Here is a 24,286-nt window from a genome sequence, read left to right as displayed (position 1 = left end):
GAGGTACATCCCGAAACTTTTGGAGAGCTCTGTGAAGATACGCGCTTCCGCTGTTGCGCTCGGTCTGACGTCCGTCCTGGTCACGACGAGCGCCTGCAGCAGCGCCGGTTCCTCCCCCTCCTCCGGCGGGGACTCCGGCACGATCCACGTGCTGGTGTACGGGGATGCCAGCAACAAGGTCGAGAAGCAGATCGTCGAGACCTTCAACAGGACGTCGAAGGTCAAGGCCGTCCTGGACACCATCCCCGGCGCGGACTACCAGGCCAAGCTCAACACCGTCATCAACACCCCCCAGGCGCCGGACGTCTTCTTCAACTGGGGCGGCGGGAGCATCCAGCCCTATGTGAAGTCCGACCTCCTGCTCCCGCTGGACGACATGATCGCCGCGGACCCGGGGCTGAAGGGCAACTTCCTGCCGTCGGTGTTCAACACCGCGGTGATCGACGGCAAGTCCTACGGCATCCCGATGCGCGGAACCCAGCCCGTGCTGCTCTTCCACAACAAGAAGGTGCTGGCCGATGCCGGCCTGGCCGTCCCGAGGACCTGGGACGAGCTGCTGGGTGCCGTCCAGGCGCTCAAGGCCAAGGGCATCACACCCTTCGCCCTCGGCGGCGGCGACCAGTGGCCGACCCTGATGTGGTACGAGTACGTCTTCGACCGGGTCGCGGGCCCCGAGCTGTTCCAGAAGGCCCTGTCCGGCGACAGGAGCGCCTGGGAGAGCGAGGACGCCAAGAAGGCCCTCGGCATGCTCGAGCAGCTGGTCGACGCCGGTGCCTTCGGCTCGAACTTCGACTCGGTGAAGTTCACCGACGGCGGCTCACCGGCCCTGCTGGCCAAGGGCAAGGCGGCCTTCGAGCTGATGGGCTCGTGGGAGTACGCCACCCAGCAGGACGGCAATCCCGAGTTCGCCAAGAGCCAGCTCGGGTACAGCGGCTTCCCCGGCATCGCCGGCGGCAAGGGCGACCCGGCCAACCTGGTCGGCAACACCAACAACTTCTACTCGGTGCTGAAGAAGAGCAAGCACCCCGAGGCGGCGGCGGCCTTCCTGAAGCTGATGTACTCCGAGGAGTTCGTCAAGGCGCAGCTGGCGATCGGCAACCTGCCGACCACCACCAACACCGAGCAGTTCCTCGGCACGGCGGCCGACCCCGACTACTCGAAGTACCAGTACGACCTGGTCAAGGCCGCCCCGTCGTTCCAGCTGTCCTGGGACCAGGCCTACCCGCCGGCCGCCAACACGCCGATCCGCACCGCCGTCCAGCAGTTCTTCAGCGGCAAGCTCGACGTGGACGGCTTCGTCAGGGCCATGCAGGCCCTGCCCGCCTCCTGAGACGGGTCGCCATGAGTGCTCTCTCCCACATGTCCGGGTCCGTCGGCCGCCTCCGGGCGGAGGGCCGGACCGGTGTCGGGGTGACCCGCCCGGGCCTGGCCTGGGCCGTGCCCGCGACCGTCTTCTTCCTGCTGTTCGCCATCGTGCCGCTGGCACTGGTCGCGGTACTCTCCTTCACCAGCTGGAACGGGGTCGACGCCCCCCGGTTCAACGGCCTCGCCAACTGGACCTCGCTGCTGCACGACCCGGTGATGACGCAGAGCGTCCGGCTGACCCTGGTACTGACCGTGGCCGGGGCGGTCGTGCAGACCCCGGTGAGCATCCTGCTGGGGGTGTGGGCGGCCGGCCACCAGCGCAACCGCGCCGTGCTGTCCGCGATCTTCTTCATCCCGCTGCTGCTGTCCGCGACCGCGGTCTCGGTGGTCTGGCGCGCCGTCCTGGACCCCAACTTCGGGGTGCCCTCGCAGATGGAGTGGCTCTTCGGCGACGGCAACCTGATGGGCAGTCAGGCCGGCGCCCTCGCGGTGCTCACCTTCGTCGGCATGTGGCAGTGGACGCCGATGCACGCCCTGCTGTACCAGGGCGGGGCCCGGGCGATCCCGCGGGTGCTGTACCAGGCGGCGGCGATCGACGGCGCGGGCAAGGTGCGGCAGTTCCTCCACATCACCCTGCCGCAGTTGCGCAACACCATGATCACCTCGGTGATCCTGATGCTGGTCGGCGGTCTCACCACCTTCGACACCGTCCTGATCCTCACCCAGGGCGGCCCGGGCACCGACACCACCAACAGCGCCTTCTACATGTACCGGCGGGCGTTCAAGAGCTTCGACTTCGGCGAGGGCTCGGCGATCGCCCTGGTCCTCGTGATGGTCGCCACCCTGGTCTCGCTCGCGGTCGTGCGGCTGTCCGGCTACGACAGGATGCGCAGCACCTCGGAGGGACTGTGATGCGACGGCGCCCCAACCTCCTCGCCGGACTCGGTTCGTCGCTCTGGCTCGTCCTGGTCGGCTTCCCCCTGTACGTCCTGCTGATCTCGACGTTCCGGACCCGCGCCGACTACTCCTCGAAGGGGCCGCTCACCTTCCCCTCCGAGCTGACCCTGCAGAACTACGTCGACGACTTCTCCAACGGCTTCGGCCAGGACTTCCTCAACACGCTCCTGGTCACCCTGTGCGTGGTGGCGATCGTGCTGCTGGTCGTGCCCCCGCTCGCCTACGCGATCGTGCGGGCCCGGGGCAGGACCATCGGCACGGTCTTCCGGATCTTCCTGCTGGGTCTGGCGATCCCGGCGCAGGCCGTGATCGTGCCGATGTTCTACGTCATCAGCAAGGCCGGCCTGTACGACAACCTGCTCGGCGTCATCCTGCCCACCGCTGCGTTCTGCCTGCCGGTGTGCACGCTGGTCCTCACGGGTGCCATGCGCGACATCACCAACGAGCTCTACGAGGCCATGGCCATGGACGGCGCGACCCCCTGGCGGGTGTTCTGGCAGCTGGTGGTGCCGCTGTCCAGGGGCGGCCTGTCGTCCGTCGTGGTCTTCGCCGCTCTGCAGGCGTGGAACGGCTTCCTGTTCCCGCTGATCCTCACCCAGTCGGACAGCACCAAGGTCATCACACTCGGCCTGTACGACTTCCAGACCGAGCACGGCGTCGACGTGCCCGGCCTGCTCAGCGCCGTGGTGCTGTCGATGCTCCCGATCTTCATCGTCTACCTGTTCGCCCGGCGGGCCCTGATCCAGGGCCTGATGGGCGTCGGAGGAAAATGACCGGCCACACGAACCTCGCCACCCCGTCCGCCGACCGGACCGGCCGATGGCGCGACCGCGCGCTCGGTCCCGAGGAGCGCGCGGACGCCCTGATCGCCGAGATGACGCCGCGGGAGAAGCTGGCCCAGCTCGTCGGCATCTGGGTCGGTGCCTCCGACGAGGGCGGTGAGGTCGCCCCGCACCAGCACGACATGGATGCGCCGCCCGACCTCGACGACCTGCTGCCGTCCGGACTGGGCCAGTTGACCCGCCCCTTCGGAACCGTTCCCGTCGACCCGGCGCTCGGCGCGCTCTCGCTCGCCCGCAGCCAGCAGCGCATCGCCGCCGCCAACCGGTTCGGGATACCCGCCGTCGCGCACGAGGAGTGCCTGGCCGGCTTCGCCGCCTGGGGCGCCACCGCCTATCCGGTGCCGCTCTCCTGGGGCGCCACCTTCGACCCCGACCTGATCCGGCGGATGGCCGCCGCGATCGGCCGCGACATGCGCTCCGTCGGCGTCCACCAGGGCCTGGCCCCCGTCCTCGACGTGGTCCGCGACGCTCGCTGGGGGCGGGTCGAGGAGACCATCGGCGAAGACCCCTACCTGGTCGGCACGGTGGCCACCGCGTATGTCCGGGGCCTGGAGTCCGCGGGCGTCGTCGCCACCCTCAAGCACTTCGCCGGCTACTCCGCCTCGCGCGCCGGACGCAACCTCGCCCCCGTGGGCATGGGCCCCCGCGAACGCGCCGACGTGATCCTGCCGCCGTTCGAGATGGCCGTGCGCGAAGGCCGCCCCCGCTCGGTCATGCACGCCTACACCGACACCGACGGCATCCCGTCGGCCGCCGACGAAGCCCTGCTGACCGGACTGCTCCGGGACACCTGGGGCTTCGACGGGACGGTGGTCGCCGACTACTTCGGCATCGCCTTCCTCAAAGTGCTGCACGGTGTCGCCGGGGACTGGGCCGGGGCCGCGGCGCTCGCCCTGGCCAGCGGCGTCGACGTGGAACTGCCCACCGTCAAGACCTTCGGCGAACCGCTGCTGCGTGCCGTCGAGGACGGCACGGTCCCCGAGGCGCTGGTCGACCGGGCCCTGCGCCGCGTCCTGGCCCAGAAGGCCCGACTCGGCCTGCTGGACGAGGACTGGGACGCCGTCCCCGCCGCGCTCACCGGGCTCCGGCTGGACGACCCGCAGGCGCTGCGCGGCGCGATCGACCTCGACCCGGCGGAGAACCGCGCGCTGGCCCGGGAGATCGCCGAACGGGCGGTGGTCCTGCTGAGCAACGACGGCACCCTGCCGCTGCGAGCACCACGGCGGATCGCGCTGATCGGCCCCAACGCCGAGGCCCCGACCGCGGTGCTCGGCTGCTACTCCTTCCCCGTGCACGTCGGCGGCCAGCACCCCGATGTCCCGGCCGGCATCGAGCTGCCCACGCTCGCAGAGGCGCTGGCGGCCGAGTTCCCCGGCAGCGGGATCCGCACCGTCCCGGGGTCCGGCATCGACAGCCCCGACACGTCCGGCTTCACCGAAGCCGTCGAGGCGGCCCGGTGGGCCGATGTGGTGATCGTCGCCCTCGGCGACCGGGCCGGACTGTTCGGGCGCGGCACCAGCGGCGAGGGCTGCGACGTGGAGTCCCTGGAACTTCCCGGCGTCCAGCAGCAGTTGCTGGACGCCCTGCTGGACACCGGCACGCCGGTCGTACCGGTACTGCTGGCCGGCCGGCCCTACGCCCTGGGCCGGGCCGTGACCGAGGCGGCGGCCGTCGTCCAGGCATTCTTCCCGGGCGAGGCCGGCACCGAGGCGGTCGCCGGCGTGCTCAGCGGCCGGATCAACCCCTCGGGCCGACTGCCCGTCGGCATTCCGGCCCGGCCCGGTGTCCAGTCCTCGACCTACCTGGCCGCCCGCCTGGCGGGAGCCAGCGAGGTCTCCAGCACCGATCCCACGCCCGCGTTCGGCTTCGGGCACGGTATCGGCTACACCACCTTCAGCTGGACCGACCTGGAGGTGGAACGGGCCGTCGCCGCGACGGACGGGACCTTCGAGCTGTCCTTCACCCTGCGCAACACCGGGGACCGGAGCGGCAGCGAAACCGTCCAGCTCTACCTGCACGACCCCGTCGCCGGCGTGGTCCAGCCGGTGCAGCGGCTGGTCGGCTACCGGCGGATCGACCTCGATCCGGGAGCGGGGGTCCGGGTCCGGATCGCCGTCCCCGCCGATCTCGCCTCCTTCACCGGGCGCGACGGCCGACGCGTCGTGGAGCCGGGAGAGCTGGAGCTGCGGATCGCGGCCTCCAGCACCGACGTCCGGTTGACCGCCGCGGTCCGCCTGGACGGACCGGTCCGGGTCCTGGACCACACCCGCCGCCTGCACGCGGAGTTCCGCTCGGCCTGAGGGGCCCCCACGGCTTCGTCGGTCCCGAGTATTGACGGGCCGCCGATCCCCCCAGCTCCACCGCACGCCCAGCTCCTTCCCCACCCGAGAAGAGAAGGGACCACGCTGGTGCCTGTCCGCATGTTCCGCACCCCCCGCCCGAGGCGCTCCCACCGAGCCCTCGGCGCCCTGGCCGTCTCCGTCACCGCCGCCGCGGTCGCCGCGGCCGGCCTGCTCCCCGCCGACCAGGCCGGCGCGGCGGCAGGCAGTCTTCGCAGCCTCGCCGAGGCGAAGGGCATCTACTTCGGCACCGCGATCGGTCAGGGCGACCTCAACAACACCGCCCTGACCACCGTCGCGGGCACCCAGTTCGGCATGCTCACCCCGACCAACGAGATGAAGTGGGCCAGCGTCGAGCCCTCGCCGGGCAGCTTCGACTTCGGCCCCGGCGACCGGATCGTCGCCTTCGGCCAGGCCCACTCGATGAAGCTGCGCGGCCACACCCTGGTCTGGCACAACCAACTGCCTTCCTGGGTCGACAAGCTGCCGGCGAGCCAGGTGCAGACCGCGATGCGCAACCACATCACCACCACGGCCACCCACTACAAGGGCAAGCTCTACGCCTGGGACGTGGTGAACGAGCTCTTCAACGAGAACGGCACCTTCCGCGAGGACGCCTTCTACCGTGCGATGGGCACCGGCTACGTCGCCGACGCGCTGCGCACCGCCCGGGCCGCCGATCCGGGTGCCAAGCTCTACCTGAACGACTACAACATCGAGGGCCTGAACGCGAAGAGCGACGCCATGTACAACCTGGCGAAGTCGCTGAAGAGCCAGGGCGTGCCGCTGGACGGGGTGGGCTTCCAGGCCCACTTCGTCGTCGGCCAGGTCCCGTCGAGCCTGAAGGCGAACCTGGAGCGGTTCACCGCGCTCGGCCTGGAGGTGGCCGTCACCGAGCTCGACGACCGCATGCAACTGCCGCCGGACAGCGCCGAGCTGGCCCAGCAGGGGCGCGACTACGCGAACGTGGTCACCACCTGCCTGGCCGTCAAGGGCTGCGTCGGCCTCAGCCAGTGGGACGTCGGCGACGCCGATTCGTGGATCCCCGGCACCTTCCCCGGCGAGGGCGCCGGCACCATGTACGACAACAACTACCGGCCGAAGCCCGCCTACTACGCCTCGGTCGACGCCCTCGGCGGCTCCACCTCGAACCCCTCGCCGAGCCCGACCCCGACCACCACTTCGACCCCCACCTCCACCCCCACTCCGAAGCCGACCGACGGGGCTGCCTGCAAGGTGACCGCCGAGCTCAACACCTGGAACACCGGCCTGACCGAGAACCTGACGGTCACCAACACCGGCTCCAGCACCGTCGACGGCTGGGCCCTGTCCTTCGCCCTGCCCGGTGGGCAGACCGTCACCGGGGCCTGGAACGCGACGGTCGGCCCCGCCGCCGGCCGGCTCACCGCTCGCAACCTCGGCTACAACGGCACCATCGCCCCCGGCGGCTCGGTCTCCTTCGGCTTCCAGGCCACCCACACCGGCAACGCCGGACCGGCCGGCCAGTTCAGCCTCAACGGGGTCGTCTGCGGCGCGGCCTGACCTGACGGTGGCCCGCACGCGCCCCCACGCGCGCACTCCTGCGCCCCGCCGCACGGAGCGACGGGGCGCTGGAGTGCCCTCGGTCAGAGGAACCGCCAGAGGTGGTCGGAGGTGCCGTTGTCGTCCCACAGGACGGCCTCGGCCCCCTGGGAGGTGGACGCACCGGCGATGCCGAGCATGCGGCCGCCGACGGCGGACTGGATGCGGAAGGTGTCGCCGCCGCCGTGTCGCAGGTGCCAGCGGTGGTCCTCGGCCCCGTTGTCGCTCCATTGGACGATCCTGGAGCCGTTGGCCGGGGCGCCGCCCTCCACCGCGAGCACCTTGCCGCTGTTGGAGTTCCTCAGCAGCAGCCTGCCCCCGGAGTCGACCACCGCGGTCCAGAGGTGATCGGCGGTGCCGTTGTCGCCCCACTGGAGCACCCGGGCGCCGTCGGCGGTCGACATCGCCGACACGCCGAGCAGAAGTCCGCTGCCCACGTTCTGGATGCGCCGGGTGCCGGTCGGGACGAGAACCGCCACCGGCTGGTCGCCGAGCCGGTGTCCGGGACCTGCACGGCGAAGGCGCCCTGGGCGGTGGAGGCCCCGGCGATGCCGAGCATGCGGCCGCTGTTGGCGTTCCGCAGGCCGTGGGAGCCGTCGGCCGCCCCGACGACGGTCCACCGGTGGTCGGCGGTGCCGTTGTCCGACCACTGGAGCACCGGGGCGTCGTCGGCGGTGGACATGTCCCGCACGCCCAGGACCTTGCCGCTGTTGACGTTGCGCAGCCGCAGCGCGGTGCCGTCGACGACGAGCTCCCAGTCGTGGTCGGCGGTGCCGCTGTCGTTCCACTGGAGGGCCGGCCGACCGTCTGCGGTGGACATGTTCTGGACGCCGAGCACGAGCCCGCTGCCCGCGTTGAGCAGGCGGAACCCGCTGGTCCTTCTGGTGTTCCAGTAGACGGAGTAGTTGAAGCCCTGCGCGTCGTGGAACGGCCCGAGGGCGACGGTCGAACCGTTGGCGGTCGCGGAGAGGGCCAGACCCGTGGTGCCGGTGCGGGTGATCGACGCCGGATCGAGGGTCCTTCCGGGTGGGGGGAGGAGGCCGACACGGGTCCGTTAGCGCTAACAAGAATTGGATCGGACGGCGCTGGGCCGGCGAGTGACGGAGGTTCGGTCAACGGGCTGCCGGGGGCGCGAGGAGCGCGGCATCAGACCTTTCGGCAGGTGTCACGTTTATAGCTCCGGCCGCCAGATCCCGTCCAGAGGTGCGAAGACGCGGCTTTGTTGGCCGTGTCGGACGCCTTGACGCCGTCTCCACGGGTGGTGATAGTGGTGAGTCGTTTGACGGGGTCCACTCATCTCCGCGAGGGTCCCGGCGCGCCGATCTTGCAGCCGCAGATTGTTAGCGCTAACAAAACTCCCCTTCCTCCACCCGTGCAAGGGAGCCTCCATGACGTATCGCCAAGTGATCCGCCGCGCCCGGAAGGCCGTTCTCGGGGCCGCTCTGACGGCCGCCCTCACCGCCGGCGTCCTGACCGGCAGCGCCACCACCTCGCAGGCGGCCACCCAGGGCCCGTGCGACATCTACGCCGCCGGCAACACGCCCTGCGTGGCGGCGCACAGCAGCACCCGGGCGCTGTACGGCTCGTACAGCGGAGCGCTCTACCAGGTCAGGCGCGGTACCGACGGTGCGACGAGGGACATCGGGGTGCTGAGCGCGGGCGGGTACGCCGACGCCGCCGCCCAGGACTCCTTCTGCGCCGGCACCACCTGCGTCATCACGGTCGTCTACGACCAGTCCGGCAAGGGCAACCACCTCACCCAGGCACCCGGCGGCGGGGCGGCCGGCGGGCCGGACAACCTCGCCAACGCCTTCCAGGCGCCGGTCACCGTCGGCGGGCACAAGGCCTACGGCGTCTACGTGGCCCCCGGGACCGGCTACCGGAACAACCACACCAACGGCATCGCGACCGGCGACCAGCCGGAGGGCATGTACGCGATCTTCGACGGCACGCACTTCAACAGCGGCTGCTGCTTCGACTACGGCAATGCCGAGACGAGCAACAACGACGACGGCAACGGCACCATGGAGGCCCTCTACTTCGGCAACAGCAAGGCCTGGGGCTGGGGCAGCGGAAACGGCCCGTGGGTCATGGCCGACCTGGAGAACGGCCTGTTCTCCGGGGTGAACCGCGGCTTCAACGCCAATGACCCGAGCGTCAGCAACCGCTTCCTGACCGCCATGCTCAAGGGCGGGCCGAACCAGTGGGCCCTGCGCGGCGGCGACGCCCAGGCGGGCAGCCTGTCGACCTTCTACAACGGCATACGCCCCACCGCCGGCGGCTACAACCCGATGAAGAAGCAGGGCGCGATCATCCTCGGCATCGGCGGCGACAACAGCAAGTGGGCCCAAGGCACCTTCTACGAGGGCGTCATGACCTCGGGCTACCCCTCGGACGCCACCGAGAACGCCGTGCAGGCCAACATCACCGCCGCCGGCTACACCAGCGGCTCGACCGGCATCGGCACGCTGACGCCCGGATCCCGGATCTCCCTCCAGGCCACCACCGCACCCTGCTGCACCTCCCACTACCTCCGTCACGACGACGCGGACAGCAAGGTCGTCATCTCCGCCACAAACTCCGCCAGCTCGGGACTCGACAAGGCCGACGCCACCTGGATCGTGCGCGCCGGCCTGGCCAACAGCTCCTGCGTGTCATTCGAGTCCGCCAACAGCCCCGGCCGGTTCCTGCGCCATTTCGACTACCAGCTCTACCTCAACACCGACAACGGTGGCGGCGACTTCGCCCAGGACGCCACCTTCTGCCCCACTCAGGGCAACAGTGGGACCGGCACGTCCTTCAGGTCCGTCAACTTCCCGTCGAAGTTCCTCCGGCACTACAACTACACGGCCTACGTGGCCGCCAACGGCGGCTCCAACAGCTGGGACAGCACGACCAGTTGGGCTGCCGACACGAGTTGGACGGTCGCCCGGCCCTGGGGCTGAGCCGACCGGTTCGGCGGATGGGGCGGACCCGGTCGTGGGTCCGCCCCGTTCGCCGTTCCCGCCTGTGATGCTTCGGCGTCGGGGCTTTCGCCGGCGGGGGAGGAGCGGTACTTCCCCCGACCCATCGGCGTGTTCGCGACGCGCACGTCACCCGCGAAGCACCGGAGGGCCTTCGGCTGCGGGTCGTCCCTCCCCGGCCGCCTCCGGGAGTTCCGCTCCGACGGGTCGGCACGTCATCCGGGGCGTGCGCCGCCCACGTCGAGGAGAGGTGCCCCGGCCTGCCCCCAGCCTGCCCCCGGCCGGCGTCCCGAGGCTGGAGCGAGGCCCTGACCTCGCCCTTTTCTGTTAACGCTAACCTATGTGTTGCGCATTATAGGCATGAGACAGTGGCGCCGCTGCACCGCCATGAGGCGGACGGGCGGACCGTGGCACCGGAGGGGGCAGTACGTGGGAGCCGAAGCGGTCGGTACGGAGGTGCGACAGCCGGTGATGGCGGACGTCGCGAAGCTGGCCGGCGTCTCCCACCAGACGGTGTCCCGGGTGCTCAACGGCGCTCCGCACGTACGGCCCGGCACCCGCGAGAGGGTGCTCGCCGCGATCCGCGAACTCGACTACCGGCCCAACTCGGCGGCCCGTGCCCTGGTCACCCGCCGCTCGCAGACCCTCGGTGTGGTCACCTTCGACTCCACGCTCTACGGGCCCGCGTCGATGCTCGACGGCATCGAGCGCGCCGCCCGCACCGCCGACTACTTCGTCAGCGTCGCCAGCCTGCGCTCCCTGGACAGCCGCTCCGTGCAGGAGGCCGTGGACCGGCTGCGCGACCAGGGCGTGGAGGGCGTCGTGGTGATCGCGCCGCAGGTCTCCGCGGTTGGCGCCCTCGCGAAGCTGTCCAGCCCGGTTCCGGTGGTCGCGGTCGGTTCCGGCGGCCGCTCCCGGGTGCCGATGGTGTCGTTCGACAACCGGGCCGGGGCCGAGGCCGCCACCCGCTACCTGCTCGACCTCGGCCACCGCACCGTGCACCACCTCGCCGGCGCCACCGGCTGGATGGAGAGCCGCGACCGCCAGGACGGCTGGCGGCGGACCCTGGAGGCCGCCGGCGCCCGCGTGCCGCGGGCCGGGACGGGGGACTGGAGCTCCCGCTCCGGGTACGAGGCGGGCCGCCGGATCGCGCACGACCCCGAGGTCACAGCCGTCTTCTGCGCCAATGACCACATGGCCCTGGGGCTGCTCCGCGCCCTGTACGAGGCGGGCCGGGCGGTCCCGGGAGAGATCAGCGTGATCGGCTTCGACGACATCCCCGAGGCCGCGTACTTCACCCCGCCCCTCACCACTGTCCGCCAGGACTTCGGCGAACTCGGGCGCCGCGCCCTCGAACTGCTCCTCAAGGAGCTCGACGGCGTCGGCCACGGCCGCGACCCGGTGCGGATCTCCCCGGAGACGGTCCTGCGCCGCAGCGCCGGCCCCGCCCACCGCGACTGACCCCACCCGCCCGTCGCCGTCGGGGCGGCCCCGCCTGCGGCGACTGATGCCGCCCACCCGCCCGCTCGTCGACGCCCGGGTGTCGACGAGCGGTTGGGGTGTCCGCCGCTCCGCCGGTCGAGGTCCGCGAAGAGGCCGTCCCTCGGTGGGGCGCGGTGGATCCTGCGGGCGCCGGGGAATCCGTGCGGGCAGCGGGTGCTCCGCGTCCGAAGGTCGGGGCCGGTCGGGCGCGGATGCGGGCCCTGCCACGCCCCGCCGAGGGTGCGCAGTGGCGCGGTCGGTCCGGTCGCGGAGGTCGGGAGGTGTCTCCGCCGAGTGATCAACTCCCGTGTCCGTCGGCGAGTTGACGGGAGCTCGGGCCGTCGCGGATGGCGCGGTCAAGATTGGGTAACGGGGCGCGAGAGCCTTGCCGGTTGCGATTGTGAGCGTTAACAATCTGTTTCGAGCGAAACGGCACCGATACCTCCCGTTCATCTGGACCGGTGCCGTTCGCGCGATCGACGATCCCGAGAGGAAGTCCCACCATGCCCAAGAGAGCTGCGGCGGCCCTGGTCGCCGGTGCGATGGTCACCGTTCTCACCGCGTGCGGTTCCGGCGGTGGCGGAGGCTCGGCCGACAAGGGTGCCGGTCACAAGCTGGTCGTGGGCTTCTCGCAGGTCGGCGCGGAGAGCGGCTGGCGTACCGCGAACACCAAGTCGGTCCAGGAGTCCGCGAAGAAGGCGGGTATCGAGCTCAAGTTCTCCGACGCGCAGCAGAAGCAGGAGAACCAGATCAAGGCGATCCGCTCGTTCATCCAGCAGAAGGTGGATGTCATCGCCTTCTCGCCGGTGGTGGAGTCGGGCTGGGACACCGTGCTGAAGGAGGCGAAGGACGCCAGGATCCCGGTGATCCTCACCGACCGGGCGGTGGACTCCAAGGACGACTCGCTCTATGTCTCCTTCCTCGGCTCGGACTTCGTCGAGGAGGGCAAGAAGGCCGGCGACTGGCTGGTGAAGGAGTACCAGGGCAAGTCCGACGAGGTGAACATCGTCGAGCTGCAGGGCACCACGGGTTCGGCGCCCGCCAACGACCGAAAGGCGGGCTTCGGTGACGTCATCAAGGCCGAGGCGAAGTTCAAGGTCGTGGCCTCGCAGACCGGTGACTTCACCCGGGCGAAGGGCAAGGAGGTCATGCAGGCCTTCCTGAAGGCCCAGCCGAAGATCGACGTGCTGTACGCGCACAACGACGACATGGCGCTCGGGGCGATCCAGGCGATCGAGGAGGCCGGCAAGAAGCCGGGCAGCGACATCAGGATCATCTCGGTGGACGGGGTCAAGGACGCCTTCACCGCGATGAGCCAGGGCAAGATCAACGTCGATGTGGAGTGCAACCCGCTCCTCGGCGACCAGCTGATGGACCTGGTGAAGAAGGTCAAGGCCGGCGAGCAGGTCCCGAAGCGGATCAAGACGGAAGAGGGTGTCTTCACCCAGGACCAGGCCGCTGCCGCACTGCCGACCCGCCAGTACTGATCGGGCCCGCCCGCCCGGGGAGTGATCGGCGGATCGCTCCCCGGGCGGGCCGGGTCGCACAAGAGAGGAGAACCGGGGTGCGTCAGCAACCGGTCCTGGAAGTGCGGGGGATCCGCAAGGAGTTCCCCGGGGTGGTGGCGCTGGACGGGGTCGACTTCCGGCTCTTCCCCGGCGAGGTGCACGCCCTGATGGGGGAGAACGGCGCCGGCAAGTCCACGCTGATCAAGGTGCTGACCGGAGTGTACCCGGCGGACGGCGGCGAGGTGGTGCTGGCCGGGCAGCGGGTGCGGTTCGCCGGTCCGCTGCAGGCCCAGCAGGCGGGCATCAGCACCGTCTACCAGGAGGTGAACCTCTGCCCGAACCTCTCGGTCGCGGAGAACATCTTCATCGGTCGCGAACCGCGCCGTCTCGGCCTGATCGACTGGGCCGAAATGCGCCGCAGGGCCGCCGAACTGGTCCGGACGATGGAGCTGGACATCGACGTCACCGCGCCGCTGGACAACTACTCCATCGCGATCCAGCAACTGGTCGCCATCGTCCGCGCGGTGGACGCCTCGGCCAGGGTACTGATCCTGGACGAGCCGACCTCCAGCCTGGACCGCGAAGAGGTGAGCCGGCTCTTCACCGTGATGCGGCGGTTGCGCGACCAGGGGGTCGCCGTCCTGTTCGTCTCGCACTTCCTCGACCAGATCTACGAGATCTGCGACCGGATGACCGTGCTGCGCAACGGCCGGCTCGAGGGCGAGTACCTCACCAGCGAGCTCAACCAGGTCGAACTGGTCTCCCGGATGATCGGTGCCGAACTCGCCGGACTCGACCAACTCGCCGGCGGCAAGCGGCGCGAGCGCTCCGCCCCGACCGGCGACCGGGCCTTCCTGCGAGCCCAGGGCCTGGCCCGCAAGGGCGCCGTCGAACCGTACGACCTCGCCATCCGGCCCGGTGAAGTGGTCGGCCTGGCAGGCCTGTTGGGATCCGGCCGGACCGAGGCCGCCCGGCTGCTGTTCGGCGCCGACCACAAGGACCGCGGCACGGTGCGGATCGACGACGCCGAGACGGACCTGCGCAGCCCGCGCGACGCGATCGGCCACGGCATCGCGTTCTGCTCGGAGAACCGCAAGACCGAGGGCCTGGTCGGCGAGCTGACCGTCCGGGAGAACATCGTGCTGGCGCTGCAGGCGGCCCGCGGCTGGGCCCGTCCGCTCTCGCGCACCACGCAGGACAAGCTGGCGCTGCGCTGGATCCGGGCCCTGGACATCCGCCCGGGCGACCCGGAGGCGCTGGTCCGCAACCTCAGCGGTGGGAACCAGCAGAAGGTGCTGCTGGCCCGCTGGCTGATCACCGACCCCAAGCTGCTGATCCTGGACGAGCCCACCCGCGGCATCGACATCGGCGCCAAGGCCGAGATCCAGAAGCTGGTCGCGGACCTCGCCGAGAAGGGCATGGCGGTGCTGTTCATCTCCGCCGAACTGGAGGAGGTGCTGCGGCTCAGCCACCGCGTCGGTGTGCTGCGCGACCGCCGGATGGTCGCTCAACTGCGCAACGACGACGCGCTCACCCCGGAGCGCGTCCTGGCCACCATCGCGAGTGGAGCGGAACAATGACCACGGCGTCGACCACCGCGAGGGCCAAGGCGTTGACCCGGTACCGGCTGTTCTGGCCGGCTGTGGTGCTGGCCGTGCTGCTGCTCGCCAACCTCGCCTTCACCTCGGACTTCTTCGCCGTCCACATCAAGGACGGCCACCTGTACGGCAGTACGGTCGACATCCTGCACTTCGGCGCTCCGCTGATCCTGGTGTCGCTCGGCATGACCCTGGTGATCGCCACCGGCGGCATCGACCTCTCGGTCGGCTCCACCGTCGCCATCGCCGGCGCGCTGGCCTGTCTGCACATCAGCGAGGCCGCCGACCCCGCGAGTCCCGGCACGGTGTTCGGCGCGATCGGCATCGCGCTCGGTACGGCGGTGCTGCTGGGCGTCGCGAACGGGGTGCTGGTGGCCCGGCTCGGAGTACAGCCGATCATCGCCACCCTGATCCTGATGGTCGCCGGCCGCGGCGTCGCCCAGCTGATCACCGACGGCCAGATCATCACCGTCACCAGCGAGCCGTACAAGCTCATCGGCGGCGGCTACTGGCTGGCGATGCCGTTCGCGATCCTGCTCAGCGGGCTGGTCGCCCTGCTCACCGCCCTGCTCACCCGTTCCACCGCGCTCGGCCTGCTGCTGGAGTCGGTCGGAGGCAATCCGGTGGCCAGTCGGCTGGTCGGTATCCGGGCGATGCGCCTGGTCGGTCTGGTCTACGTGTTCAGCGCACTCTGCGCGGCGGTCGCCGGACTGATGGTCTCCTCCAACGTCTCGGCGGCGGACGGCAACAACGCCGGCCTGTGGATCGAACTCGACGCCATCCTCGCGGTGGTGATCGGCGGGACGTCGCTCAACGGCGGCCGCTTCTCGATCGGCGGCACGGTCCTCGGCGCGCTGATCATCCAGACCCTCTCCACCACGGTCTACACCATCGGCATCCCGCCGGAGACCACGCTGGTCTTCAAGGCCTTCGTGGTGATCACGGTCTGTCTGATCCAGTCGCCCAACTTCCGTGCCGAGGTCGCCCGGCGCGGCGCCGGGCGCCGGAGCGTCGACCGGCCGCGTCCTGCCACCACCACGAACCGGGAGGTCGGCGCGTGAACGCCAACGCCCTGGTGACCCGAGTGCGCGGACAGATCCCGCTGCTGGTCACCTCCGTCCTGCTGGTGTCGATGTTCACCGTCGGCTCGGCGCAGTACGACGGCTTCTTCTCCGGGCAGGTGCTGCTCAACCTGCTGATCGACAACGCCTTCCTGCTCGTGGTCGCGGTCGGGATGACCTTCGTCGTGCTGACCGGCGGCATCGACCTGTCGGTCGGCGCGGTGGTGGCCCTGTCCACCATGGTCTCGGCCTGGCTGGTGGAGCGGCACGGCTGGCCGCCGCTGCTGGTCATCCCGCTGGTGCTGCTGATGGGCACGGCCGCCGGCTGGGTGATGGGATGGGTGATCCACACCTTCGAGATCCAGCCGTTCATCGTGACGCTGGCGGGCATGTTCCTGGCTCGGGGCCTGTGCTACACGATCAGCATCGAGTCGATCTCCATCACGGACCCGTCGTACACCGCGATGGCGCAGACCCGGATCCCGCTCGGCGACCTGTTCGTCTCGCCGAGCGTGGTGATCGCGCTCCTGGTGGTGGCGGCCGGATTCGTCGTACTGCACTACACCCGGCTCGGGCGCAACGTCTACGCGATCGGCGGCAGCGAGCACTCCGCCCTGCTGATGGGCCTGCGGGTGGGACGGACCAGGACCACCGTGTACGCCATCAGCGGCTTCTGCTCGGCGCTCGGCGGTGTGCTGCTCACCTTCTACATGCTCTCCGGCTACGGCCTGCACGCGGTCGGGCTGGAACTGGACGCGATCGCCGCCGTGGTGATCGGCGGAACCCTGCTCACCGGTGGCTCCGGCTACCTGCTGGGCACCGTGCTGGGCGTGCTGGTGCTGGGCCTGATCCAGACCGTGATCAGCTTCCAGGGCACCCTCAGCTCCTGGTGGACCAGGATCGTGATCGGCGGGCTGCTGTTCGTCTTCATCGTCCTGCAGCGCCTGATCACCGTCCGCCGTCGCTGACCCGGCGCTCCGACGCGTCACATCTGCCCGACCGACCCGGCACGGCCTGCCCCGGCCGTGCCGGGAGTCCTGACGAGCGGTCGGTGGGCGCCGGCGACACCGCCCGATGGTCCCCGCCGGGTCCACCGGCCCCCCGCTTCGCCGGGCGACCCAGCGGTGACCGCCTCCACCGCGCACCCACGCTCACGCCGGACGACCCGGCGCTCGCCCATGTGGCCCCGGAGCTGCGCGCGGCCTTCGCCTCCGGCACCGCTCCCGTGCACGACCGCTCCCGGCTCCCGCGCGAGTTCGCGCACGCGCCCAACGGGCACGAGGGCAGTCACCACTTCCTCGCCGACGACTTCGCCACCGCGGTCACGACCCGGACACCCCCGGCGCTGAACGCCTGGACCGCCGCCCGCTACACCCTCCCGGGCATCGTCGCCCACCGATCGGCCCGCCAGGGCGGGGTGCGGCTGCCCGTCCCCGACCACGGGGACGGCCCCCGAACCGCCTGACAGCCCGGCCTCCGGGGCGGCGGGCCGACCGGTGGGCGCCGCGAGCCGGGTCGTGCGAGTCGCACGACCCGGCTTCGCCGCGGTCGGGTCAGCGGGCGCCGAGGAGGTGTTCGAGGGCGAGCTGGTCCAACTGCTCGAAGGCCATGCCGCGGCGGGCTGCGGTGTCGACGTCGAACTCCTCGAAGGCGGAGCGGTCCGCCAGCAGCCCGGCGAGCCCGTCCCCGGCCGTGGGCAGGGCGAGTTCGGGGAGGCGGGAGGCGGCCAGCGCGGCCCGGACCTCGGGGTCGTCGCGGAAGGCGCGGGAACGTTCGGCCAGCAGCAGGTAGTTGCGCATGCAGCCGGCCGCCGAGGCCCAGACGCCGTCGAAGTCCTCGGTGCGCGGCGGCTTGAAGTCGAAGTGCCGGGGGCCGTCGTAGCCGGCCGACTCCAGCAGGTCGACCAGCCAGAAGGCCTGCCGCAGGTCGCCCGCGCCGAAGCGCAGGTCCTGGTCGTACTTGATGCCGGACTGGCCGTTGAGGTCGATGTGGAACAGCTTGCCGTGCCACAGGGCCTGGGCGATGCCGTGCGGGAAGTTCAGCCCGGCCATCTGCTCGTGGCCGACCTCCGGGTTGACGCCGACCCGCTCGGGGCGCTCCAGCCGGTCGATGAACGCCAGGGCGTGGCCGACGGTGGGCAGCAGGATGTCTCCGCGCGGCTCGTTGGGCTTGGGTTCGATCGCGAAGCGCAGGTCGTAGCCCTGCTGCTCGACGTACTCGCCGAGCAGGTCGAAGGCCTCCTTGAGCCGGTCGAGCGCCGTGCGCACGTCCTTGGCCGCGCCGGACTCCGCACCCTCGCGCCCGCCCCAGGCGACGTAGACCGACGCGCCGAGCTCGGCGGCCAGGTCGATGTTGCGGACGGTCTTGCGCAGCGCGTAGCGCCGGACGTCACGGTCGTTGGCGGTGAAGGCGCCGTCCTTGAAGACGGGGTGGGTGAAGAGGTTGGTGGTCGCCATCGGGACCTTCAGCCCGGCGGCGTCCAGCGCGGTGCGGAAGCGCTTGACGGCTCGCTCGCGGCCGGCGTCGTTCGAGCCGAAGGGGATCAGGTCGTCGTCGTGGAAGGTGACGCCGTAGGCGCCGAGTTCGGCCAGCCGCCGGACGGACTCGGCCGGGTCGAGGGCGGGGCGGGTCGCGTCACCGAAGGGGTCGCGGCCCTGCCAGCCGACGGTCCACAGGCCGAAGGTGAACTTGTGCGCGGGGGTGGGGGTGAGCGGGTCGCTGGACATGGAGCGGCTCCTGATCCGTGCGGAGGGGTATTTGTCAGGGCTCTCAACAAATTAGTATGCCGGAACGTCAGAAGGAACCCCTCCGGAGGAACGCATGGCTGAGCAGCGTGTTGTGATCGGCTTCGACAGCTCGACGCAGTCCACCAAGGCCCTCGCCGTCGACATCGACACCGGCGCAGTCCTGGGCCAGGGCCGCGCGCCGCACACCGTCAGCACGGGCGCCGGCCGCGAGAGCGACCCGGAGCAGTGGTGGCAGGCGCTCGGCGACGCCGCGGCGGCAACGGGCTGGGCCGACCGGGCGGCCGCCGTCTCGGTCGCCGGCCAGCAGCACGGACTGGTCACCCTCGACGCCTCCGGGGCACCGGTCCGCCCGGCACTGCTCTGGAACGACGTCCGGTCCGCGCCCCAGGCCGCCGGACTGAAGGCCGCGATCGGTGCGGCGGAACTCGCCCGCCGCACCGGCAGCGTGCCGACCGCCGCCTTCACCGCCACCAAATGGGCCTGGCTGCGCGCCGTCGAACCCGCCGCCGCCGACCGGGTCGCCGCCGTCCGCCTCCCGCACGACTTCCTGACCGAACAGCTGACCGGCGAGGCGGTCACCGACCGGGGCGACGCCTCCGGAACCGGCTGGTGGGGTCCGGACGGCTACGACCTCGCCCTGCTCGACCGCATCGGACTCGACCCGGCCCTGCTGCCCCATGTCCTGGCACCGGGCACGCCCGCCGGTGCAGTCCGCCCCGGGACGCCGCTGCGCGCGGGAGTACCGGTGGCCACCGGCACCGGCGACAACATGGCCGCCGCCCTCGGGCTCGGCCTGCGCCCCGGGCAGCCGGTACTCAGCCTCGGCACCTCCGGCACCGTCTACGCCGTCGGCGGCACCAGGCCCGCCGACCCGAGCGGCACCGTGGCCGGCTTCGCCGACGCGCTCGGCGGCTGGCTGCCGCTCGCCTGCACCCTCAACTGCACCCTGGCGGTCGACCGCTTCGCCGCCCTGCTCGGCCGCGGTCGCGACGAGGTCGAGGACGGCGGGACCGTCGTCGTCCTGCCCTACCTGGACGGCGAGCGCACCCCGGACCTCCCGGCCGCCTCCGGCCTGGTCCACGGACTGCGCCACGACACTTCCCCGGGACAACTGCTCCAGGCCGCCTACGACGGCGCCGCCCACGCACTGCTCGCCGCCCTGGACGGCGTGCTGAGCGCGGGCGGAGCGGACCCGGCGGGGGAGGCGCCCCTGCTGCTGATCGGCGGCGGCGCCCGCGGCCGGACCTGGCAGCGGACCGTACTGCGGCTCTCCGGCCGGGCGGTCCAGGTGCCCGAGGCGCAGGAGCTGGTCGCGCTCGGCGCCGCCGCCCAGGCCGCCGCCCTGCTCACCGGCGAACCCGCCGACGCGGTGGCCCGCCGCTGGCGGACGGCCCACGGCCCGGTGCTGGAGCCGGTCACGAAGGACGAGGAGGCGCTGACGCGGATCGGCGATACCCTGCGTCGGGCCGGGGCCTTGCAGGATGCCCCGGCCGAGGACCGGTAGGAGGGGCGGCACGTGACGGTGGTCGGAAGGGCGGCGGACAGGAGCGCGGAGCACGGCCCCGCGTCGCAACAGGACATGCGACGGCAGAACCTCGCCGTCGTCCTCGGCGCGGTCGCCACGCACAGCCCGCTCTCCCGCGCGGACGTCGCCGGGCGGGTCGGGCTCACCAGGGCGGCCGTCTCCTCCCTGGTCGACGAACTGATCGGCCGCGGCGCGGTGACCGAGGCGGCGGCCACCGCCAGCGGACGGGTCGGCCGCCCCGGACGGGCACTGACCCTGCGCGACGAGGGGCCGGCGGGCCTCGGCCTGGAGATCGGCGTCACCCACCTCGGCGCGTGCGTGGTGGACCTGCGAGGCGAGCCGAGGGTCTGGCGCCGGGTGGAACGGGCCAACGCGGGCCGCCCGGCCGGGCAGGTGCTGGCGGAGGCCGCCGCGTTGGCCGCCGAGACGGAGGCGGAGGCCGCCGCCCTCGGCCTGCGCGTCGAGGGACGCCTCCTCGCCGTGCCCGGAGTGGTGCCGAACCAGCCCGGCGGCCTGGTCGAACGCGCGCCCAACCTCGGCTGGTGCGGCGTCCGGCTTGCCGACCACTGGCCGGACCCGGACACCGTGCCCGAGCCGGAGAACGAGGCCAACCTCGGGGCGCTCGCCGAGTACTGGAACGCCGGGCGCCCCGAGGAGACCTTCGTGCACGTCTCCGCCGGGAGCGGGATCGGCGCCGCCCTGGTCATCGACGGGCGGCTGTTCCGGGGGGCCCGCGGCTTCGCCGGCGAACTCGGCCACCTCCCCGTCCACCCGGACGGACCCGAGTGCGCATGCGGTGCCCGAGGCTGCCTGGAGCAGTACGCGGGCGAGGCGGCCGTGCGACGCGAGGCCGGCCTGGCGGGCGGCCCCACCGGGACCGGCCCGGGCGACCCCGTCGCGCTGCTCGCCGAGCGGGCGGCAGCCGGGCACGTGCCCACCCTGCGGGCCCTGGACCGCGCGGGTCGCGCGCTCGGCCTGGCGCTCACGTCCGCGGTCGACCTCGTCGATCCGGACAGCCTCGTCCTCGGGGGTGCCTACGCCGAACTCGCCGAATGGCTGGTGCCGCCCGTGCGGGCCGAGCTGGCGGCCCGGGTCACCGTGCGGCCGTGGGCTCCGGAGGCGCTGCGCCCGTCCGCCCTGGGCCGGCGCGGGCCCCTGCTGGGTGCGGCGTTGACGACGGTCCGCCGGATCAGGGCGGATCCCACCCTGCTGCCCGCCGGGTGAGCGGCTCGTCCGGTGGCGGGCCCGCCTCGGCCGACGCGCGCGGACCGTGGCCGACGACGTGCCCGACGGCGTGGCCGACGACGACGTCGCCGACCGTCCGGAACCCCGCGGGCTCGGGCTCCGGACGGTCGGCGGGCGTGCCGCGCTACAGCGCCGGGTAGGCGTTCTTCAGCAGCTGCTGGAACTGGGCGGAGAACCAGTCACCGGCCAGCGGAGCGTCCGGAAGCGCGCCGGACATGCTGTTGTTGTTCCGCGGGTTGCCGGTGTACGTCGGGTCGCACATCCGGTCGAAGCCCTTGCCGTCGTTGTTCGGGATCTCCTTGCTGGCCCCGTCCGACTCGCCCGGCGGCTTCATCCAGACGTAGGCGTCGATGCCCGCCGCCGGTGCCGCCTGCGGGCGCTCGCCGAGGCCGGCGCCCGCCTGGTTGCACCAGTTGCCGGTCTGGAACCGCCGGTCGTAGCGCCCGCCGTCCACGTACGCGTCGACGCCCGTCCGGGGCCCGGGGCCGGCCGGCCGGGCGGTGCCGCCCCAGCCGTTGCGCGAGGTGTCGATCAGCATGCCGAGCTTGGGGTCGAAGCCGATCGAGACCAGCTTGTTGCGCATCGCCTGCGCGTAGGACAGCTCGTCGACGTACCGGTTCCAGTCGACCCACTTGGACTGGCGGACGGAGGTGCCGTTGACGCTGTCGTCTATGGTGAAGTTGTTCTCCTTGAGCGCGCTGTAGTTCGCGGTGTTGACGATGAAGCCGTGCACGTTGGCGACGGTGGAGCCTTCGGCGGTGGCGGCCTGCTTGAACAGCTCGGCGGACGCGCCGAGGTTGTCGTCCCAGCCGAGCCAGCCGTGGTGCCCGGCGTCGACGTAGTTGTACACATTGGGCACGGCACCCAGCTTCTTGAGCGCGTAGCCGACGCCCGTGATGTAGTTGCCGTTGGCCTTCATCACGTCGCACGCAGGGGTCGCGGTGGCGCGCGGCGTGACGTTGGTGGCCAGGTTGGGCAGGGAGTCGATCTCGACCGCGGTGACGATGCGCAGCCCCGCGTACTTCGGATCGGCGAGGATGGCCGCGAGCGGGTCGATGAACTCCGTCCTGTACCGGCCGATCTCGGTCGGACCGAGTTCACCATTGGAGGCGAGCGCGGAGCAGTCCCGGCCGGGCAGGTCGTAGACCACGAGCTGGACGACGAGTTCGCCGCTGCCCTTCTGTCGCAGTGCCTCGTCGAGGTGGGCGCGCAGGCCCATCTTTCCGTTGGCGCCGGTCACGGCCGCGATCCGGTCCAGCCAGATGCCGGTGGGCTGGTCGGCGACCTTGCCGCCGCCGGGCTCGGCGGCGGCGTGCGCGGACCACTCGGGGTTCACGTAGACCTTCGCGCCGGCGTACGGGTTGTCGACGCGGCTGCCGGGCGGCGTCGTGGGCGTGCCGGTCGGGGTGGCCGTGGGGGTGGTGGTCGGGGTGCCGGTCGGCGTGGGCGTGGGCGTGGGTGTCGAGGTGCCGCCGCCGTCGCAGAGCACGCCGTTGAGCTTGAACGCGGTGGGCACCGGGTTGGCGCCGCTGTACGAGCCGTTGAAGCCGAAGGAGGTGGAGCCGCCGGTCGCCAGCGTGCCGTTGTACGAGACGTTCCGCGCGGTGACGGTTGCCCCGGACTGGCTGGCGGTCGTGTTCCAGGCCTGGGTCACCTGCTGGTTGCCGGCGAAGGTCCACTCCAGGGTCCAGGAGCTCAGCGGATCACCGGTGTTGGTGACGGAGACGTTGGCGCCGAAGCCGGTGCCCCACTGGTTGGAGACCTGGTAGTCGATCCTGCAGCCGGCCGGGGCGGCGCCGGCCGAGGTGGTCAGCACGGTGGCCGTCGCGCCGGTCGCCGTGAGCAGGCCGAGGGCGGCGAGCAGGGCGGTCCGGCTGCGCAGCCGGTCGGCGCCGGGGCGGTGGGGCCGGTTGGCCCGGGGGAGGATGCTCATGGTGCGGGGGTTCCCTTCAGTGTCCGTTCAGGGCGCGAAGGTGGTCGCGCAACCCGATTCCGAATGCGGTGGGAGTACCGTCGTAACCGCTGACCAGGGCAGGACCGGAGGAGCAGTCCCAGGTGTTCCGGGGCCGGCCCGGGTACGAGAGCCCGTGGTCGTCGGACCACTTCATGACGCGGTCGACGAACGCGTGCCCGCAGGTGTGTTCTCACCGATCTCGCCCGCCACGAGTGGGACGCGGGCGGCGACCGGAGCCAGGGTGGAGGTCCAGCAGCTCTCGCCGCCACAGGAGTTGAAGCTGTGGACGTGTCAGACGGCGGCCGGCTGGCGGGCCGGGTCTGCGGGGGGTGGCGGAGCCGACCGCTCAGGTCGTTCGCGCAGGCGATCCCGGGTACGAGCGCCACGTTGCGCGAGCCGGTGGCCCGGGCGGCGTCCACGAGGTCCTGCGAGCATTCCACGGAGCAGCCGGACGACGGCGCGGTGCCCAGGGCCCGCACCTGCACGGTGCGGACAGGGCGCCCGTCAGGGTGAGGACCGCGCCGCCCAGCGGTGCCGTGAGACGTGGAGGGTGTCGCATGAGCGACTCCTTGCAGCGAGGACGCGCCGCTCCCGGCGCGTCGACTGACGGAACCGCTCCCACTGGTGGGCACCGACCGTAGCGTCAACTTCCGCCAAGGAAAAGAGGAGTTGCAGGGATTTCTCGGCTCCGGTGTTCGACTCTTCAAGCCTCTTGACCCACCTGCGGGCATCCTTCACAGTGGGAGCGCTCCCACTGGTTCGAACGTTGTCCTTCCAGGACTGCTGTGCAGCAAAGGATCCGGCATTCAACTCGGCAGCGGGCCTGGCAGGTTCGCGGCTTCAGCTCTGCGCGGCGGCCGGCCCGGCCGGCGGGTTCGGCGACCCCTCGCGGTGCCGGCCTCGGCGGCCTGCCGGGTCGCACGGGGCCGGCAGTCGCGCAGTCCCGTTCCGCAGACCGCAGACAAACGGGAGGACCCCATGGCTGTGCGACGGCTGCCGGCCCCGGCGCCGGTTGCGCCCTTCGTCCGGCGAGGCCGCCGCCGACTCGGGACCTGCGTCCGGTCCCACCCTCCTGACCGCCCGCCCCGACCGAGGGGCGACCGGACCGGCCGAGCCGCC

The 24,286-nt window shown here is 71.7% G+C and carries 16 protein-coding genes and 2 pseudogenes; 14 read left to right on the top strand and 4 right to left on the bottom strand.

Annotated features, from left to right (window positions below):
- Positions 1-31 precede the first annotated feature (31 nt).
- The 5 genes from IF01_RS0117850 (at position 32) to IF01_RS0117830 (ending at position 7,045) form a co-directional block, all read left to right on the top strand.
- Positions 32-1,330, top strand: a complete 1,299-nt coding sequence (locus IF01_RS0117850; RefSeq protein ID WP_030394426.1) for an ABC transporter substrate-binding protein — start codon at positions 32-34, stop codon at positions 1,328-1,330.
- Positions 1,331-1,359: 29 nt separating this feature from the next.
- Positions 1,360-2,277: a carbohydrate ABC transporter permease gene (locus IF01_RS0117845; RefSeq protein WP_051755578.1), complete on the top strand. Its 918-nt coding sequence runs from the start codon at positions 1,360-1,362 to the stop codon at positions 2,275-2,277.
- On the top strand, positions 2,277-3,095 hold the full coding sequence (locus IF01_RS0117840; protein WP_030394424.1) for a carbohydrate ABC transporter permease: 819 nt from the start codon (positions 2,277-2,279) through the stop codon (positions 3,093-3,095). Before IF01_RS0117845 ends, IF01_RS0117840 begins: the two co-directional genes overlap by 1 nt.
- Positions 3,092-5,464: a beta-xylosidase/alpha-l-arabinosidase gene (locus tag IF01_RS0117835; RefSeq protein ID WP_051755575.1), complete on the top strand. Its 2,373-nt coding sequence runs from the start codon at positions 3,092-3,094 to the stop codon at positions 5,462-5,464. Before IF01_RS0117840 ends, IF01_RS0117835 begins: the two co-directional genes overlap by 4 nt.
- A gap of 120 nt (positions 5,465-5,584) precedes the next feature.
- Positions 5,585-7,045 (top strand): glycoside hydrolase family 10 protein, encoded by a 1,461-nt coding sequence (locus tag IF01_RS0117830; protein ID WP_037780116.1) that lies wholly within the window; start codon positions 5,585-5,587, stop codon positions 7,043-7,045.
- A gap of 83 nt (positions 7,046-7,128) precedes the next feature.
- Here IF01_RS0117830 and IF01_RS43995 read toward each other — a convergent pair whose 3' ends face one another.
- Together IF01_RS43995 and IF01_RS49295 are read right to left on the bottom strand one after the other, a co-directional pair.
- A complete protein-coding gene (locus IF01_RS43995) occupies positions 7,129-7,488 on the bottom strand; it encodes an RICIN domain-containing protein (protein ID WP_078880055.1) in 360 nt (119 codons plus the stop codon).
- Positions 7,489-7,556: 68 nt separating this feature from the next.
- Positions 7,557-8,102, bottom strand: a pseudogene (locus IF01_RS49295) (RICIN domain-containing protein); the annotation flags it as partial.
- A gap of 370 nt (positions 8,103-8,472) precedes the next feature.
- Here IF01_RS49295 and IF01_RS0117815 point away from each other — a divergent pair.
- The 7 genes and pseudogenes from IF01_RS0117815 to IF01_RS0117785 form a co-directional block, all read left to right on the top strand.
- Positions 8,473-10,029 (top strand): alpha-L-arabinofuranosidase B, encoded by a 1,557-nt coding sequence (locus IF01_RS0117815; protein ID WP_030394419.1) that lies wholly within the window; start codon positions 8,473-8,475, stop codon positions 10,027-10,029.
- A gap of 489 nt (positions 10,030-10,518) precedes the next feature.
- Positions 10,519-11,508, top strand: a complete 990-nt coding sequence (locus IF01_RS0117810; RefSeq protein ID WP_051742850.1) for a LacI family DNA-binding transcriptional regulator — start codon at positions 10,519-10,521, stop codon at positions 11,506-11,508.
- A gap of 524 nt (positions 11,509-12,032) precedes the next feature.
- Complete coding sequence (locus tag IF01_RS0117805; RefSeq protein WP_030394417.1) at positions 12,033-13,016, top strand: ABC transporter substrate-binding protein; 984 nt, start codon at positions 12,033-12,035, stop codon at positions 13,014-13,016.
- 77 nt (positions 13,017-13,093) lie between these two features.
- Positions 13,094-14,617, top strand: coding sequence for a sugar ABC transporter ATP-binding protein (locus IF01_RS0117800; protein WP_030394416.1), 1,524 nt, complete (start codon positions 13,094-13,096; stop codon positions 14,615-14,617).
- A complete protein-coding gene (locus IF01_RS0117795) occupies positions 14,614-15,696 on the top strand; it encodes an ABC transporter permease (protein WP_030394415.1) in 1,083 nt (360 codons plus the stop codon). The genes IF01_RS0117800 and IF01_RS0117795 overlap by 4 nt, the downstream gene beginning before the upstream one ends.
- On the top strand, positions 15,693-16,664 hold the full coding sequence (gene yjfF / locus IF01_RS0117790; protein WP_063764234.1) for a galactofuranose ABC transporter, permease protein YjfF: 972 nt from the start codon (positions 15,693-15,695) through the stop codon (positions 16,662-16,664). Before IF01_RS0117795 ends, yjfF begins: the two co-directional genes overlap by 4 nt.
- Positions 16,665-16,840: 176 nt before the next feature.
- A pseudogene (locus IF01_RS0117785) lies at positions 16,841-17,161 on the top strand (gfo/Idh/MocA family oxidoreductase); the annotation flags it as partial.
- A gap of 88 nt (positions 17,162-17,249) precedes the next feature.
- Here the strand turns inward: IF01_RS0117785 and xylA are convergent.
- A complete protein-coding gene (xylA, locus tag IF01_RS0117780) occupies positions 17,250-18,422 on the bottom strand; it encodes a xylose isomerase (protein WP_030394412.1) in 1,173 nt (390 codons plus the stop codon).
- Between the two features lie 94 nt (positions 18,423-18,516).
- Between xylA and xylB the strand changes: the two genes are divergently transcribed.
- Positions 18,517-19,947 carry a xylulokinase gene (gene xylB / locus IF01_RS0117775; RefSeq protein ID WP_030394411.1) on the top strand — a complete coding sequence of 477 codons (1,431 nt, stop codon included), beginning with the start codon at positions 18,517-18,519 and terminating at the stop codon, positions 19,945-19,947.
- Between the two features lie 75 nt (positions 19,948-20,022).
- Positions 20,023-21,192, top strand: a complete 1,170-nt coding sequence (locus tag IF01_RS0117770; protein WP_030394410.1) for an ROK family transcriptional regulator — start codon at positions 20,023-20,025, stop codon at positions 21,190-21,192.
- 145 nt (positions 21,193-21,337) lie between these two features.
- On the opposite strand, the gene IF01_RS0117765 is transcribed toward IF01_RS0117770, so the two are convergent.
- Positions 21,338-23,146: a glycoside hydrolase family 6 protein gene (locus IF01_RS0117765; protein WP_051755573.1), complete on the bottom strand. Its 1,809-nt coding sequence runs from the start codon at positions 23,144-23,146 to the stop codon at positions 21,338-21,340.
- Positions 23,147-24,286: the final 1,140 nt, after the last annotated feature.

This window comes from Kitasatospora purpeofusca (assembly GCF_000718025.1).
GTDB lineage: Bacteria > Actinomycetota > Actinomycetes > Streptomycetales > Streptomycetaceae > Kitasatospora > Kitasatospora purpeofusca.
The sequence above is the reverse complement of the archived record's forward strand: the minus strand, read 5'-3'. Positions and strand labels throughout refer to the sequence as shown.